We start from the raw sequence: 14,227 nt of genomic DNA, 5'->3' as shown, positions 1-14,227 counted from the left end.
GCATACCCTCCCATCGCCTGGATGCCGCATGCGTTTATTGATCCTGTCGGACCTGCACCATGAGCTGTGGCGCGACGAAGCGCCGCAAGGCGACCTTGCGCTCAGCTGCCCCGATGCCGTCATCCTGGCTGGCGACATCGACACGGGCGCCCGCGCCGTCGCCTGGGCCGCCACCGCGTTTGCGGGGCTGCCGGTGCTGTACGTGCATGGCAACCATGAAGGCTATGGCCACCACCTCGACAAGGTGCGCCAGGAGCTGCGCAGCGCTTGCGCCACCACGGACAACGTGCACTTCCTCGACTGCGGCACGCACGTCATCACCGACCCGGCAGGCAACGCCGTGCGCTTCCTGGGCGCCACCCTGTGGACGGATTTCCGCCTGCTGGGCGACGACACGCGCCAGGCGGCCATGCGCGACGCGGAAGCCGTCATGAACGACTACAAGCGCATCCGCCTGGCCAACATGGGCTTTCGCAAGCTGCGCGCGGCCGACACGGCCATGTTCCACGCGCAGCAAAAAGCGTGGCTGGCACGCGAACTGGCGCAGCCTTTCGATGGCGCGACCGTCGTCATCAGCCACATGGCGCCGTCGCTGCTCTCGGTCGACGATGCCTACGGCAGCGAAGGCTGTTCGCCCGCCTATGCCTCGCGCCTGGACGAACTGGCCGCGCAGGCGGACCTGTGGGTGCATGGCCACATCCACGCTTCGCGCGATTACCGCATCGGCCGCTGCCGCGTCGTCTCGAACCCCTGCGGCTACCGGACGCGCAGCGGCACGCCGCAAAATTCCGCTTTTGATCCGAACTACATCGTCGAGCTGCCGGCCCGCTAATCGTCAGCTTTGAGGCGGCCCGCCAGCCATTGCTGCAGGCGGTGCTTGCCGGCCCGGCGCGCCGCGCGCGGCGACGCTACCGACTGGTGCACGCCGGCGCCGCCGCGCAGCCTGGCGGCGGCCACCAGCGGATTGCGCGGCTTGGGCGTGGCTTTCACTTTGATTTTCATGGTATTTCCTTTCAATCCGGTCGTCCAAAACAAAAAACCCCGGCGAGTTTCCTCACCGGGGTTTGAAGGACACCGGCTCGGGATCGGCAATGCTGCCGATGGCCCCGAGCGTCATGCGCGGGGCTAGTGGTCGTACAATTTGCTGCCAGCCTGCTCGAACATGGGTTTCCTTTCCTTTATCTGGTTAATCTGCACTGCGGACGCTGATTCTGCGCCGTATGCTGCAGTGCGTCAACCGCTTTTCATGGCGCATGCGCCAACGTTGTTATTTTGTCGCAGTCTCGCCAGCCATGGCTTGTTCCTTGGCGATGCGGGCGTCGAGCTTCGCTTCATTTTTGGCAGCGTAGTTGCTGCACGCCTGCGCATCGATGAAAGGATTCGGCGTGACGCCTTCCAGCAGTTGCGTGAGCTTGCGGTCGCCGTCCGAGTGGTCGGGGTGCGCCGAGATCAGGATGTCGCACGGCAGCTTGGCGAAGTCCTGCATGACGCGGCGGAAGGCCGGCGTCAGGTCCGCATGGCGTTCATCGGCAAGGTAGTGAAAGTCGTCGGCCGCCACCGGCGTGAGGCTCGCGCCAAACACCACGTTCAGGCATTCCTGGCGCTCCGCATCCTCGCACGACACCCAGGTCCAGCTGGTGCTGCCTGGCGTATGGCCAGGCGTATGGCGCGCCGTGATGGTCACGTCGCCCAGTTGCAGGGTTTCGCCATCGGCGATCTCGCGCACGTTGTCCACGGCCGGCATGGGATCGATTTCGCCCGCTTGCGGATCTGCGGCGAGCACCGCTCCCGCGCGCAGCGCCTCCGCTCCCAGCGGGCTGGCGATCACTTGCGCGCCGCTGTCGCGGGCCAAGGCGGCGATGCCGCCCGAATGATCGAAATGCGCTTCCGTACTCAGGATGAACTTGATGTCTTGCAGGCGAAAGCCCAGCTCCAGGATATGTTCCTTGATGGCGGCCACCGATTGCGGCAATGCGCCATCGATGAGGATCAAGCCCTCGCGCGTGTCGATCAGCACCACGCTCAAGCCGCCCACGCCCACGTAATACGTGTCGCCGTGGATGCGCGCCGGTTGCTGCGGGCGGTTCCACTGCGCCGCATACGGCGAGGCGATCGGCTGCGTCAGGGGATCGACGGCGGGCGTGGCGGCATGCGCCGTCAACGGCAGCGCCATGGCGGCCAGCGCGATACTGAGCAAGGTCTTGAGAAGGAAGAAAGGCGGCATGCGGCTCCAGGAAGATAGGCAGTATGAATCAATGCCACAGGGTAACGTCGCTACCCTCGCGCGGTCAAGCAGACGGGCGTGGCGACTTGCGCTACGATAGAGGCCCATCGACTGCCGTGCGCCTTGCCGCGCCCACTACCATGCGTTTGCTGATCCTGTCCGACCTGCACCTGGAAGTCTGGGGCGAAGACACGCCCGCCATCGACCTTGCCGCCTGCCGCCCCGACGTGGTGATCCTGGCCGGCGACATCGACACGGGCAGCAATGCCATCGCCTGGACCGCGCGCACCTTCGGCGCCCTGCCCGTGCTGTACGTGCACGGCAACCACGAAGGCTACGGCCACCAGCTCGAACGCATGCAGGACGCCGTGCGCGACGCCTGCGCCAGCGCGAATGCGCACGGCGCCAACATCCGCCTGCTCGACGGCGACGCCGTGGTACTGAACGGCGTGCGCTTCCTCGGCGTCACGCTGTGGACGGATTTCCTGCTGTTCGGCACCGAGCGCCGGGAAGAAGCGTTAAACGCGGCGCAAGCCTACATGCCCGACTACAAGCGCATCAGCACGGGCGGCGACACGCCCCGCCTGCTGTGCGCCAGCGACACGGCGCAGCTGCACGCGCAGCACCGCGCCTGGCTGGAACGGCAGCTGGCGCAACCGTTCGATGGCAAGACGGTCGTCATCACGCACATGGCGCCATCGATGCTGTCGGTGGAAGCGCAGTATGCAGACAACCTCGGTTCGCCCGCCTTCGCCTCGCAGCTGGACGCGCTGGTGGCACAGGCCGACCTGTGGGTGCATGGCCACATGCATGCCTCGCTCGACTACCGCATCCAGGACTGCCGCGTGGTCTGCAACCCCTGCGGCTACAAACGGCCGAACGGCACGCCCGAGAACGAACGTTTTGACACAGGCTTCATCGTCGACCTGGCCAGCGCGGCTTAACGTTTTCCATAGCGCAGCTGCACCACGCCGCTGGGCAGCTGGCGCGTGCCGTCCAGCCGCCAGTCGCTGCGCGGCAAGCCATCCTCGAACAGGCGCACGCCCCGGCCCAGCACCACGGGCAGCACGGACAAGGTGACGCTGTCGACGACCCCGTCGCGCAAGCCGGCGCGGATGACGGCGCCGCCATCGAGGTACACGTGGCGGCAGCCTTCCGCTGCCAGTCCCTTCAGCACTTCCCGCACGCTGCCTTCGCGGCGCTGCTCGCCATGGCGCGGCGCGAAGTCGCGGTGGCTCAAGACCACCACGCGCTTGCCCGCATACGGCCACGGTTCGAAGCCCAGCACGGCGTCATACGTGGTGCGCCCGATCAGCAGGGTATCGACCTGCTCCATCAATTGCGTGTAGCCGGTGGCCTCGGGCGAGTCGGGGGCCAGTTCGGCCAGCCAGGACAGGTCGCCGTTTTCCCCGGCGATGCAGCCATCGAGGCTAATGCCGAGAAAGACGCTGACGAAAGGTTTTTGCATGAGTGCTCCTTGATTTAATTCTACGGTGTAGAATTATGCCCATGAAAATCCCAAAACTTCAAGCCATGGAGTCACCCGTGCGCCGAGCGGGTCGTCCCCGTCGCTCCCTGCCCGCACTGGACAACGCCAGTATCCTGCACGCGGCCCTGGCCCTGCTGGAAGAAAAAGGCGAGGCATTTTCCATGCGCGCGCTGGCGCAAAGCCTGGGCGTCGACGCCATGGCCCTGTATCACTACTACGCGGGAAAAGAGGAATTGTTGCAGGCCTTGATGGTGCAGCGTTTTGCCGCGCTCGACCCGTGCCAGCCGCCGTTTACGCGGCGCCAGGCAGCGCCACGGCGGGTGCGGGCGCTGTGCGCCCTGTACCTGGAACTGGTCAGCGCCACGCCGTATTTCGTGCGCCTGATGGCGCGCGGACTGGTGGAGCAAGCCGACGTGGCCGAGCGGTTTATGGCACTGTTCGAGCTGGCCGTCGACGGTCTCGCGCTGGACAAGAAAACCCGCTTGCGCGGGCGCGATGCGCTCGTCGATTTCCTGCACGGCTATGCGCTGGCGGGCAGGCCCGCCAGCGAGACCGGCTGGCACGCCTCGGTCGGACTGATCCTGGCGGGGATGCTGGCAACAAGCTGAATCTGCTATTCGGGGCGCGGGAAATGCGCGGCCCGACCCTGCATGTATAGTCAGACTGGACATTCATGCATAGACATGGCGCACATCGTCATCGATGTGTATCACCTGCGTCGGCGATCCCGCAAACACAGGTGCGATCAGCATGGGGCGCAGATCATCGCAAGTCAGCGCGGCATCAAGGAATACCAGCAGATTGGCAGTGCTTGCTTGCACCAGAGACCCCTTAAAGATGGCGCGCCTACCCACATGCGTCACCAGATTGTGGGCCACGTAATATGACGGTGCCGTCATATGCTGGCGCAGTGCATCGATGGAATCGCATGCCGACACACAGACGCCATGCTGTGTCAGTGCCAGCATGCTAAAGAACAGCACGTCCGCAGGAGGTCCTGCCAACACATCTTGCTTCACCAACGCCGCGAAAGTGTAACCATTCCTCACGCTTATTCCGTCATCACGCGAACTGCTTGAAATCCGGCTTCCTCTTTTCAAAGAAGGCCGTAAACGCTTCCTTCGCCTCGACGCCGCCCAGCATGGCGCTGAACAGCTTGTTTTCCTCGGCGATGGCAGCCTTCATCGGTTCCATGCGGTTTTGCTTCATCAGGCGCTTGGTGGCGCGGATGGAGGCGGCAGGCAGGGCCACCAGCTTGGCGGCCTGGCCTTGCGCGAAGGTCATCAGCTCGTACAGGGGCACGACTTTCGACACCAGGCCCATTTCCAGCGCTTCGCTGGCCGGGAACGACTCGCCCAGCATCAGCTTTTCCGCCGCGCGCGGGTAGCCGGCCAGTTGCGTGAGCAGCAGGCTGGAACCGAATTCCGGGCACAGGCCCAGCTGCGTGAACGGCATCGAGAAGCTGGCATTGTCGGCCGCATAGACCAGGTCGCAATGCATCAGCAGGGTCGTGCCGATGCCGATGGCCGGGCCAGAGACGGCCGCCACCACGGGCTTGCTGCTGCCGTACAGGGCGCGCATGAACTGGAAGACGGGGCGGTCGTGGTCGAGCGAGCCATCCTTCGGGCGCGCTGTCTTCATGAAGTCATCGAGGTCGTTACCGGCCGTGAAAATCTCGCGCTTGCCGCAGATCAGGATGGCGCGCACGTCGTCGTCCGTCTCCGCCGCCACCAGCGCATCGGCCAGGGTCTGGTACATGGCGCCCGTGATCGCATTCTTGCGTTCCAGGCGGTTGAATTCCAGGGTCAGAATGCCCTCGCTCTTGCTGCACAAAATATCCATGTCGTCTCCAAAAAGATAAAGGGCGCCGGGGTAATCCCGCAGCGCCCAAGTTTTGACCAATCTTATCTGACCACTTACGTCACGACGCCTGGCAGAAGCGTAGCGAGCGGCAGCGAGTTGTGGTCGAGAAGCGCAGCTGTGCCAAGGCACAGTGAGCATCGCAGGCCGCGAATCGCAACGCGCAGTAGCTTATGCCAGGTGTCATCAAACGCGCTCGAAGATGCCTGCTGCGCCCATGCCGGCACCCACGCACATCGTGACCATGCCGTACTTCTGCTTGGTGCGCTGCAGCGCGTGGATCACGGTGGCTGCGCGGATGGCGCCGGTGGCGCCCAGCGGGTGGCCCAGGGCGATCGCGCCGCCCATCGGGTTGACCTTCGATGGATCCAGACCCAGGTCGCCGATGACGGCCAGCGCCTGTGCGGCGAACGCTTCGTTCAACTCGATCCAGTCCAGTTGGTCTTGCGTGATGCCGGCGGCGGCGCATGCTGCAGGAATGGCGAATTTCGGACCGATGCCCATGATTTCCGGCGGCACGCCGCGCACGGCGAACGAGGAGAATTTCGCCAGCGGGGTCAGGTTATGCTCGCGCAGGATTTTTTCGCTGACGATCAGCAGCGCGCCGGCGCCGTCGGACATCTGCGAGCTGTTGGCGGCCGTGACGGAACCCTTGGCGGCGAAGACCGGTTTCAGTTTTGCCAGCGACTCCATCGACGAATCGGCGCGCGCGCCTTCGTCGGTGTCGACGGTGCGGCGCGTCACATCGACCTGGCCGGTAGCCAGGTTAGGCGTGCGCGTGATGATTTCGACGGGCGTCGTTTCCGCCTTGAAGAAACCGGCTTGCTGCGCGGCGATGGCGCGGCGGTGCGATTCGACGGAGAACGCGTCCTGCTGTTCGCGCGACACTTTCCATTGCTGCGCCACTTTTTCGGCCGTCAGGCCCATGCCGTAAGCCATGCCGATGTTCTCGTCGCTGAACATGTCGAGGTTCATCGACGGGTGGTGGCCCATCATCGGCACCATCGACATCGATTCGATGCCGCCGGCGATCATCACGTCGGCTTCGCCCACGCGGATGCGGTCGGCCGCCATGGCGATGGCCGTGATGCCCGAAGCGCAGTAGCGGTTGACGGTGACGCCGCCCACGGTTTTCGGCAAGCCGGCCAGCAGCACCGAGTTACGCGCGATATTGAAGCCCTGCTCCGCTTCCGGGAACGAGCAGCCGATGATGGCGTCGGTGATCAACGCCGGGTCCAGGCCAGGCGCTTGCGCCAGGGCCGATTGCAGCACGCGCACCAGCAGGTCGTCCGGGCGGGTGTTCTTGAACATGCCGCGCGGCGCCTTGCCGATCGGGGTGCGGGTTGCAGAGACGATGTACGCGTCTTGAAGTTGTTTGCTCATTTTGTTCTTTCAAAGATGTTGAACGAGGTTCGTGTTCTGTCGAATGTCCGGGGTAGAGGCTTATCGCTTCTGCGACAAATACCAGTCCACCGTCACCTGTGCCGCCAGCGTGCCTTCGGAGTCGAAGATATCGACTTCCACGGGAAACGCCACCTTGCCATCCTGCGCCAGCTGCGCCTTCAAGGCAGCCAGGTCGCCCGGTACCCGGCCTTCGGCGCGCGTCGCGCCCCGGGCCACCTTCTGGTACTGGATGCGCGACTCCTTGGCCACCGGGCGCAAGCCCAGTATCAGCTCGGCGAAGCCGCCCGCCATGGCAGCGCCGGAAGCCGTTTCGGCCAGGGTAAACAAGGCGCCCGCATGCTGCGTGCCCAGGTGATTATTCAGTTTTGGATCTTCCGGCAGCGACACCTTCGAGGTGCCGGCGCCGATGTCGTCGATGCTGATCCCCAGCAGCCGCACGAAGGGCAAGGTGTCCATCATCTGTTGTTTGATACGGTCATACACCATGCTTGGCCTCACGCGCAGTAATACTTTAAAAACGAGGGACAGGATCGTCATCGACGCTGTGCTTAGTTGCGTACCGGTTTACCGGTTTGCATCATGCCCATGATCCGTTCCTGGGTTTTCGGATGGTTCAACAGCTCCAGGAATGCCTTGCGTTCCATATCCAGCAGCCACTGTTCGCTGACGAAGCTGCCCTGGTCCACGTCGCCGCCCGATACGATCTCGGCGATCATCTCGCCCAGCTTGAAATCGTGCGCCGAAATGAAGCCGCCGTCGCGCATGTTGACCAGCTGCGCCTTGATGGTGCCCCAGCCGTAACGACCCGTCACCTGGATCAGCGACGGCAGTTGCGGACGGAAGCCCGCGTCGAACATGGCGCGCGCTTCGACCTTGGCCACGTGCAGCAGCTCGTAGGCGTTGAACACGATCACGTCGTCTTCCTTCAGGTAGCCCATTTTCTTCGCTTCCAGCGCCGATTTCGACACGTTGGCGGTGGCTGCATTGGTGAAGCCCGTTTTCAGGAATTGCAGGATATCGTTGCCCTTGGCTTCCTTGTAGGCGCGCTGCGCCGCTTCCTTCAGGCCGCCGCCGGCTGGAATCAGGCCCACGCCCACTTCCACCAGACCGATGTACGACTCGATCGAGGCCACGCGCTTGGATGCATGCAGCGCCAGTTCGCAACCGCCGCCCAGTGCCAGGCCAGCGACCGCGGCGATCACCGGCACGTTCGCGTATTTCAGCGACATGAAGGTGTTCTGCAGTTCGGCAATGATCGGATCGACGGCTTTCACGCCGCCTTGCATGAACGCCGGCAGGGCCGATTGCAGGTCGGCGCCGGCCGAGAAGGCGCCGCCTTCGGCTGCGTCGGCGTGCCAGATCACCAGGCCCTTGAAGTTCTTTTCCGCTTCGGCCAGCGCCAGTTTCAGGCCATTGATCACGCCTTCGCCGATCACGTGCATCTTGGTCTTGAACGAGATGATCAGGACATCGTCACCCGTATGCCAGACGCGCACGGATTCGTCTTCAAAGACGGTGGTGCCGGCGGTCTTGCCGTCGATGGCGCCGCTGCCCAGCACTGGCGCGCGGAATGGCTGGCGGTCATACACGGCCAGGGTCGAACGCGGCACGAAGCTGTTCGACACGGCCGAATACGAACCTTCCGGCGTGTGCACGCCGCCTTGTTCAGCGACCGGGCCTTCGAAGACCCAGGCTGGCAGCGGTGCATTGCACAGCGCGTGGCCGGCGTCGATGTCTTCCTTGACCCAGTTGGCCACTTGCAGCCAGTTCGATGCCTGCCACGTTTCAAACGGGCCCACGTTCCAGCCGAAGCCCCAGCGCATGGCGAAGTCGATGTCGCGCGCATTGTCGGCCACGGTGTCCAGATGGATGGCGATGTAGTGGAAAGCGTCGCGGAAGATCGCCCACAGGAACTGGCCTTGCGGGTTCGTCGATTCACGCAGCGCCTTCATCTTCTTGACCGGATCCTTTTCCTTCAGGATGCGGGCGATGATGTCGGCAGCCTTGGCGCCGCCGGCCACGTATTCACCGGTGGCGAAGTCCAGGCGTTGGATTTCCTTGCCGACCTTCTTGTAGAAACCTGCGCCGCTCTTCTGGCCCAGCGCGCCTTTTTCCACCAGCGATGCCAGGACGGCCGGCGTCTTGTAGACGGCAGCGAACGGATCGTTCGGCAGGTAGTCCTGCATGGTCTTGATCACATGGCCCATGGTGTCCAGGCCGACCACGTCCGCCGTGCGGAAGGTGCCCGACTTGGCGCGGCCCAGCTTGGCGCCCGTCAAATCATCGACGACGTCCACGGACAGGCCGAATTTTTCGGCTTCGTGCACGATGGCCAGGATGCCGAACACGCCAACGCGGTTGGCGATGAAGTTCGGCGTATCCTTGGCGCGGACCACGCCCTTGCCCAGGGTGGTGGTCAGGAAGCCTTCCAGCTGGTCGGCGATCTGCGGCTTGGTGAACGCGGTCGGGATGATCTCGACCAGGTGCATATAGCGCGGCGGGTTGAAGAAGTGCACGCCGCAGTAGCGCGATTTCAGGTCGGCGTCGAAGCCTTCGGCCAGCTTGGTGATCGACAGGCCCGAGGTATTCGAGGCGAAGATCGCGTTCGGGCCGATGTGCGGGGCCACCTTCTGGTACAGGTCGTGTTTCCAGTCCATGCGCTCGGCGATGGCTTCGATGATCAGATCGCAACCGGCCAGCAGGTCCAGGTTGTCTTCGTAGTTGGCCACCTGGATCAGCGCGGCGTCATCCTTGTTGCCCAACGGCGCAGGCGACAGCTTTTTCAGGTTCTCGATGGCGCGCAGCACGATGCCATTCTTCGGGCCTTCCTTGGCCGGCAGGTCGAACAGCACGACCGGCACTTTCGCGTTGATGCAATGGGCGGCAATCTGCGCGCCCATCACGCCGGCGCCGAGGACGGCTACTTTTTTAACGATGAAATTGGTCATATTTTCCTCAAGTCTTAGAACAGGTCTGCGTCGAGTGCCATCAGGTTGGCCGAACCGGAACGCGCCTGACGGATCAGGGTTGCCGTTTCAGGCTGCAAGCGGGCGAAGTAGAAACGTGCGGTAGCCAGTTTGGCGGTGTAGAACTTGTCGCCGCTGGATTCTTTTTCGAGGGCGATCTTGGCCATCTGCGCGAACAGGTAGCTGTAGATCATGTGGCCGACGACGCGCAGGTAAGGCACGCATGCCGCGCCCACTTCGTCCGGATTCTGGAATGCCTTCATGCCGATTTCCATGGTCAGCTTGGTGACTTTGTCGCCCAGGTCGCCCAGTGGGGTGACGAATTCGCTCATCGCTTCATCGGTGCCGTTGTCTTCGACGAAAGCCTTGATCTTTTCGCCGAACTTGCGCAGCTTGGCGCCGTTGTCGCCCAGGATCTTGCGGCCCAACAGGTCCAGCGACTGGATCGTGTTCGTGCCTTCGTAGATCATGTTGATGCGCGCGTCGCGCACATACTGCTCCATGCCCCATTCCGAGATGTAGCCGTGGCCGCCGAACACTTGCATCGCGTCCGAGGTGGCGATCCAGGCGTTGTCGGTGATGAAGGCCTTGATGACAGGCGTCAGCAGCGCCACTTCATCGGCCGCTTCCTTGCGCACGTCGGCGTCTGGGTGGTGCAGTTCGCGGTCGATCTGCAGCGCCACATAGGAGGTGAAAGCGCGCGCGCCTTCGGCGTAGGCTTTACCCGTCAGCAGCATGCGGCGCACGTCAGGGTGCACGATGATGCGGTCGGCCGGCAGTTCCGGGTTCTTGATGCCGGACAGCGAACGCATTTGCGTGCGGTCCTTGGCGTAGATCAGCGCGTTCTGGTAAGCGATTTCCGTCAGGCCCAGCGACTGCATGCCCACGCCCAGGCGGGCCGCGTTCATGAAGACGAACATGGCGTTCAAGCCCTTGTTCGGCTGGCCGATGATCCAGCCTTTCGCGCCGTCCAGGTTCATCTGGCAGGTCGAATTGCCGTGGATGCCCATTTTTTCTTCGATGGCGCCGCAGGTGATCGGATTGCGCTCGCCGACAGTTCCATCCGCGTTTGGCAGGAATTTCGGCACCAGGAACAGCGAAATGCCTTTCGAGCCTTCCGGCGCGTCCGGCACGCGGGCCAGCACCAGGTGCAGGATGTTTTCCGCCATGTCGTGCTCGCCGGCCGAGATGAAGATCTTGTTGCCGGTGATGGTCCAGGAACCGTCCGCCTCAGGCAGCGCTTTCGAGCGCAGCAGGCCCAGGTCGGTGCCGCAGTGCGGTTCGGTCAGGCACATGGTGCCCGTCCATTCGCCCGACACCAGCTTCGGCAGATACACTTCCTTCTGGTGGTCGGTGCCGTGTTCCTTCAGGCACTCGTAGGCGCCGTGCGACAGGCCCGGGTACATGGACCAGGCCTGGTTCGACGAGTTCAGCATTTCATAGAACGAATTGTTCAGCACGACAGGCAAGCCCTGGCCGCCGTATTCCGGATCGCACGCCAGGGCCGCCCAGCCGCCTTCGACGTACTGCTTGTAGGCTTCCTTGAAACCCTTAGGCGTGGTCACGCTTTTCGTGACGGGGTCGTGGTGGCAGCCTTCGCGGTCGCCGGAGTGGTTCAGCGGGAACAATACTTCGGAGGTGAATTTGCCGCCCTCTTCCAGCACCTGGTTGATGATGTCGGCGTCGACGTCGGCGTACGACGGCATTTGCTTCAGTTCTTCTTCCACTTGCAGGAACTCATGCAGGACGAATTGCATATCCCGGATTGGCGCGACGTATTGACCCATAATTTTCTCCTGAAGGCGATTAGCTAAAGTGTTGTACTTGTAAGTGCGTGTGCGTTGTTGCGGATACTGCCTGACGGCTTATTTGCTTGTGACGGAATTCTGGTATGACGCCAGCAGGCGGACAAAGCCCGCTTGCGCCCGTTCGATGCTGCCCGGCACGCGCAGGAAGCGCGCATCGTGATGCAGGGCCAGGATCAGGCCATACATCTCGTACACCAGCTGCTGGGCATCCGTGTCCGCTTTCAGGTCGCCCGTGGCGATCGATTGCTCGACACAGCGCAGCAGCGCGCCCTGCCAGGCCCGTACCATGGCCACCAGGGCCTCGCGGATGGGACCAGGACGGTCGTCATACTCGACGGCGCCGCTGATATAGATGCAGCCGGAAGCGATTTCCACGCTGACCCGCTTGACCCAGCGCGCAAACATCGATTGCAGGCGCTGGATGCCGCGTGGTTCTTTCATGCTGGGAAAAAAGACTTCTTGCTCGAAACGATAGTGGTAAAGCTTCAGCACTTCCATCTGCAAGTCTTCGCGCGAGCCAAAGTGGGCAAACACGCCCGACTTGCTCATGTTCATTTTGTCCGCAAGCAACCCAATGGTCAGGCCTTCCAGGCCGTCGCGGCTGGACAGGTCCAGCGCCACGTCGAGGATGGCTGCACGGGTCAGTTCGCCCTTGCGCATGAATTTGACTGAAGTATTCAAGAGGTCCGTTCTAAAAGTGATGTTGCCGATTTGGCGGACTGAAGCGAGGGTAAAAAAAAGCACGCCTCGAAAAAATCCGAACGCTCGTACTATTATCCACTACCACGTAAAAGTCAAACGGGAACTTTAGAGCCGGTGTTCTATTGGTGCAGCGCAGCATTTTCAGGCTGCGTGTTTACAGCGATTTCAGGAGGGCAAAAGCGTCGCGCGCCCTTGCCGCTCCACATCAGGCGAGCCTCAGGAAAGGTCGCCTGCCTTGCTCAATTGACGGCGATCGCGCTTGGTCGGCCGCCCCTTGATGGTGGTGCCCGGCTCGCGGAACAGCTTGCGCTCCTCGGCCAGCTGCTCGCGGCGGGCGATGCTGGCCGGCGTCTCGCCATACAGCAGGCGCGCCACAGGCGCCGCGCCGCGCTTGTCGGACAGGCCCAGCACGGCCACTTCCCACGTCTCCGCGCCATTGTCGATGGCCAGCTCGTCGCCCACGCGCAGGCTGCGCGCCGGTTTCACGCGCTCGCCGCCCACTTTGACTTTCCCCGTGTCGACGGCCTCGCTGGCCAGCGAGCGCGTCTTGAAGAAGCGCGCCGCCCACAGCCATTTGTCCAGCCTTACCGTTGTCATCTCATTCATGCGTACTTGCCTACTGAAAAAATGCGCATCACCAGCCGGTACACGAGGAACGCGGCTTCATAGCCGATGCGCCGGAAACGGCCGATGTGCTTGAAATCATCCTGGTGAATCACGATGCCGTCCGCCACGCCCTGCTCTATATGCTGGCGCAAGCTTTGCGCGAACGCCACGTCCTTGATGACCACGTTCGCTTCCTGGTTCAGGAACAGGCTCAGCGCATCGATATTGCTGGAGCCGACCGTCGCCCAGTCATCGTCAACGACGGCTACCTTGGCGTGCAGCTGCGTCTTGCGGTATTCGACGATTTTCACGCCGGCGGCCAGCAGCTTCGGATAAAACGAGTGCGCCACGGCGTCCTGCATGCGGAATTCGCCCACGCCGATCAACAGCACCACGTCCACGCCCCGCTGGGCCGCTTGGGCAAGGGCGCGGCGCAGCTTGTGGCCGGGCGCGAAATACGGGTTGGCCAGCATCACGCTTTTCCTCGCCTGGCCCAGCGCCTGCAGATAGGCGCGCTGGATGGTGCGGCGGTTGCGCAAGTTATCGCGCACGACAAAGCCGGCCACGACCGGGTTCTTCGCCAGCTCCTTGCTGACGACGCGCATCTTGCGGTACAGCTTGATACGTCGCACGAGGTTCATCTTGCCCAATCTTGCCCACTGCGCCTGCACTTCCTCGTGGATGGCATCCACCAGCGGGCCCTTCACCTGCACGGCGAAATCCCAGCGCGGCGCTTCCAGGCTGATGTTGTGGTCGTAGTCGCAAAACATGTCGTCATTGATATTGATGCCGCCCACCAGGGCGATTTCACCATCGGCCACGCAGATCTTGCGGTGCGTGCGCGTGATGCCGCGCCGGAACCACGGATTGAAGATGCGGTGGTGCACGCCCGCCGCTTCCAGCTCTGCATGCATGGCGTTGACCCGGCGGTTGCCCGTGCCGAACCAGTCCGTGATCATGCACACCAGCACGCCGCGCGCGGCGGCACGCTTGAGCGCATCGAGCACCAGGGCGCCCGTGGCGTCGTCGGCAAAGATATACGTTTCGAAATACACTTCCGAGCGCGCGCCGTCGATGGCGGCGATCAAGGCAGGAAAGTAATCGGTGCCGCAATACAGCAGCTGGATGTCGTTGTGGGCGATGAAATTGACTGTGCGCATGCCGGCAG

15 protein-coding genes are annotated in these 14,227 nt (G+C 63.0%); 3 read left to right on the top strand and 12 right to left on the bottom strand.

All coding sequences use genetic code 11. From position 1 onward, the window contains the following. Positions 1-28 precede the first annotated feature (28 nt). Entirely contained in the window at positions 29-832 is an 804-nt protein-coding gene (locus O3301_RS14120; protein WP_305056660.1) for a metallophosphoesterase family protein, read from the top strand. On the opposite strand, the gene O3301_RS14115 is transcribed toward O3301_RS14120, so the two are convergent. Beyond that, positions 829-1,002, bottom strand: a complete 174-nt coding sequence (locus O3301_RS14115; RefSeq protein WP_289919365.1) for a hypothetical protein — start codon at positions 1,000-1,002, stop codon at positions 829-831. The two genes, O3301_RS14120 and O3301_RS14115, sit on opposite strands and share 4 nt — an antisense overlap. A 265-nt stretch (positions 1,003-1,267) precedes the next feature. Next, positions 1,268-2,224 (bottom strand): subclass B3 metallo-beta-lactamase, encoded by a 957-nt coding sequence (bla, locus tag O3301_RS14110; RefSeq protein WP_305056659.1) that lies wholly within the window; start codon positions 2,222-2,224, stop codon positions 1,268-1,270. An 86-nt stretch (positions 2,225-2,310) separates the two neighbouring features. Here bla and O3301_RS14105 point away from each other — a divergent pair, with 86 nt between their 5' ends. Further along, complete coding sequence (locus tag O3301_RS14105) at positions 2,311-3,168, top strand: metallophosphoesterase family protein (RefSeq protein WP_305056658.1); 858 nt, start codon at positions 2,311-2,313, stop codon at positions 3,166-3,168. On the opposite strand, the gene O3301_RS14100 is transcribed toward O3301_RS14105, so the two are convergent. Further along, positions 3,165-3,692 (bottom strand): dihydrofolate reductase family protein, encoded by a 528-nt coding sequence (locus O3301_RS14100; RefSeq protein WP_305056657.1) that lies wholly within the window; start codon positions 3,690-3,692, stop codon positions 3,165-3,167. The two genes, O3301_RS14105 and O3301_RS14100, sit on opposite strands and share 4 nt — an antisense overlap. 41 nt (positions 3,693-3,733) lie before the next feature. Here O3301_RS14100 and O3301_RS14095 point away from each other — a divergent pair, with 41 nt between their 5' ends. Continuing rightward, a complete protein-coding gene (locus tag O3301_RS14095; RefSeq protein WP_305056656.1) occupies positions 3,734-4,321 on the top strand; it encodes a TetR/AcrR family transcriptional regulator in 588 nt (195 codons plus the stop codon). 63 nt (positions 4,322-4,384) lie between these two features. Here the strand turns inward: O3301_RS14095 and O3301_RS14090 are convergent, their stop codons facing one another. The 9 genes from O3301_RS14090 to clsB all read right to left on the bottom strand — a co-directional run bounded on the left by O3301_RS14090 (position 4,385) and on the right by clsB (position 14,219). Beyond that, the gene (locus O3301_RS14090) at positions 4,385-4,762 is read right to left on the bottom strand and encodes a hypothetical protein (protein ID WP_305056655.1); all 378 of its coding nucleotides are present in this window, start codon (positions 4,760-4,762) and stop codon (positions 4,385-4,387) included. A 13-nt stretch (positions 4,763-4,775) separates the two neighbouring features. Further along, positions 4,776-5,555, bottom strand: a complete 780-nt coding sequence (locus O3301_RS14085; protein ID WP_305056654.1) for an enoyl-CoA hydratase — start codon at positions 5,553-5,555, stop codon at positions 4,776-4,778. A 204-nt stretch (positions 5,556-5,759) separates the two neighbouring features. Further along, positions 5,760-6,956: an acetyl-CoA C-acyltransferase gene (locus O3301_RS14080; RefSeq protein ID WP_034753391.1), complete on the bottom strand. Its 1,197-nt coding sequence runs from the start codon at positions 6,954-6,956 to the stop codon at positions 5,760-5,762. Positions 6,957-7,016: 60 nt separating this feature from the next. After that, on the bottom strand, positions 7,017-7,514 hold the full coding sequence (locus tag O3301_RS14075; protein ID WP_289905710.1) for a PaaI family thioesterase: 498 nt from the start codon (positions 7,512-7,514) through the stop codon (positions 7,017-7,019). 11 nt (positions 7,515-7,525) lie between these two features. Next, positions 7,526-9,925 carry a 3-hydroxyacyl-CoA dehydrogenase/enoyl-CoA hydratase family protein gene (locus tag O3301_RS14070; protein WP_305056653.1) on the bottom strand — a complete coding sequence of 800 codons (2,400 nt, stop codon included), beginning with the start codon at positions 9,923-9,925 and terminating at the stop codon, positions 7,526-7,528. A 14-nt stretch (positions 9,926-9,939) separates the two neighbouring features. Continuing rightward, positions 9,940-11,730 (bottom strand): acyl-CoA dehydrogenase C-terminal domain-containing protein, encoded by a 1,791-nt coding sequence (locus O3301_RS14065; protein WP_034753387.1) that lies wholly within the window; start codon positions 11,728-11,730, stop codon positions 9,940-9,942. Positions 11,731-11,808: 78 nt separating this feature from the next. Beyond that, entirely contained in the window at positions 11,809-12,411 is a 603-nt protein-coding gene (locus O3301_RS14060; protein WP_070278980.1) for a TetR/AcrR family transcriptional regulator, read from the bottom strand. Between the two features lie 258 nt (positions 12,412-12,669). Beyond that, a complete protein-coding gene (locus O3301_RS14055) occupies positions 12,670-13,059 on the bottom strand; it encodes an RNA-binding S4 domain-containing protein (protein WP_077398991.1) in 390 nt (129 codons plus the stop codon). After that, positions 13,056-14,219, bottom strand: a complete 1,164-nt coding sequence (gene clsB, locus O3301_RS14050; RefSeq protein ID WP_099665671.1) for a cardiolipin synthase ClsB — start codon at positions 14,217-14,219, stop codon at positions 13,056-13,058. Before clsB ends, O3301_RS14055 begins: the two co-directional genes overlap by 4 nt. Positions 14,220-14,227 lie beyond the last annotated feature (8 nt).

The organism is Janthinobacterium sp. SUN211 (genome assembly GCF_030587315.1).
In the GTDB taxonomy this organism is placed as follows: domain Bacteria; phylum Pseudomonadota; class Gammaproteobacteria; order Burkholderiales; family Burkholderiaceae_D; genus Janthinobacterium; species Janthinobacterium kumbetense.
This window is presented reverse-complemented; position numbering and strand designations above follow the sequence as displayed.

Coding starts and splice junctions, on each gene's coding strand:
- O3301_RS14075 (WP_289905710.1), bottom strand. CDS start 7,514: ATGACGATCCTGTCCCTCGTTTTTAAAGTATTACTGCGCGTGAGGCCA.
- O3301_RS14070 (WP_305056653.1), bottom strand. CDS start 9,925: ATGACCAATTTCATCGTTAAAAAAGTAGCCGTCCTCGGCGCCGGCGTG.
- clsB (WP_099665671.1), bottom strand. CDS start 14,219: ATGCGCACAGTCAATTTCATCGCCCACAACGACATCCAGCTGCTGTAT.
- O3301_RS14080 (WP_034753391.1), bottom strand. CDS start 6,956: ATGAGCAAACAACTTCAAGACGCGTACATCGTCTCTGCAACCCGCACC.
- O3301_RS14100 (WP_305056657.1), bottom strand. CDS start 3,692: ATGCAAAAACCTTTCGTCAGCGTCTTTCTCGGCATTAGCCTCGATGGC.
- O3301_RS14055 (WP_077398991.1), bottom strand. CDS start 13,059: ATGAATGAGATGACAACGGTAAGGCTGGACAAATGGCTGTGGGCGGCG.
- O3301_RS14115 (WP_289919365.1), bottom strand. CDS start 1,002: ATGAAAATCAAAGTGAAAGCCACGCCCAAGCCGCGCAATCCGCTGGTG.
- O3301_RS14120 (WP_305056660.1), top strand. CDS start 29: ATGCGTTTATTGATCCTGTCGGACCTGCACCATGAGCTGTGGCGCGAC.
- O3301_RS14095 (WP_305056656.1), top strand. CDS start 3,734: ATGAAAATCCCAAAACTTCAAGCCATGGAGTCACCCGTGCGCCGAGCG.
- O3301_RS14060 (WP_070278980.1), bottom strand. CDS start 12,411: ATGCGCAAGGGCGAACTGACCCGTGCAGCCATCCTCGACGTGGCGCTG.
- O3301_RS14065 (WP_034753387.1), bottom strand. CDS start 11,730: ATGGGTCAATACGTCGCGCCAATCCGGGATATGCAATTCGTCCTGCAT.
- bla (WP_305056659.1), bottom strand. CDS start 2,224: ATGCCGCCTTTCTTCCTTCTCAAGACCTTGCTCAGTATCGCGCTGGCC.
- O3301_RS14085 (WP_305056654.1), bottom strand. CDS start 5,555: ATGGATATTTTGTGCAGCAAGAGCGAGGGCATTCTGACCCTGGAATTC.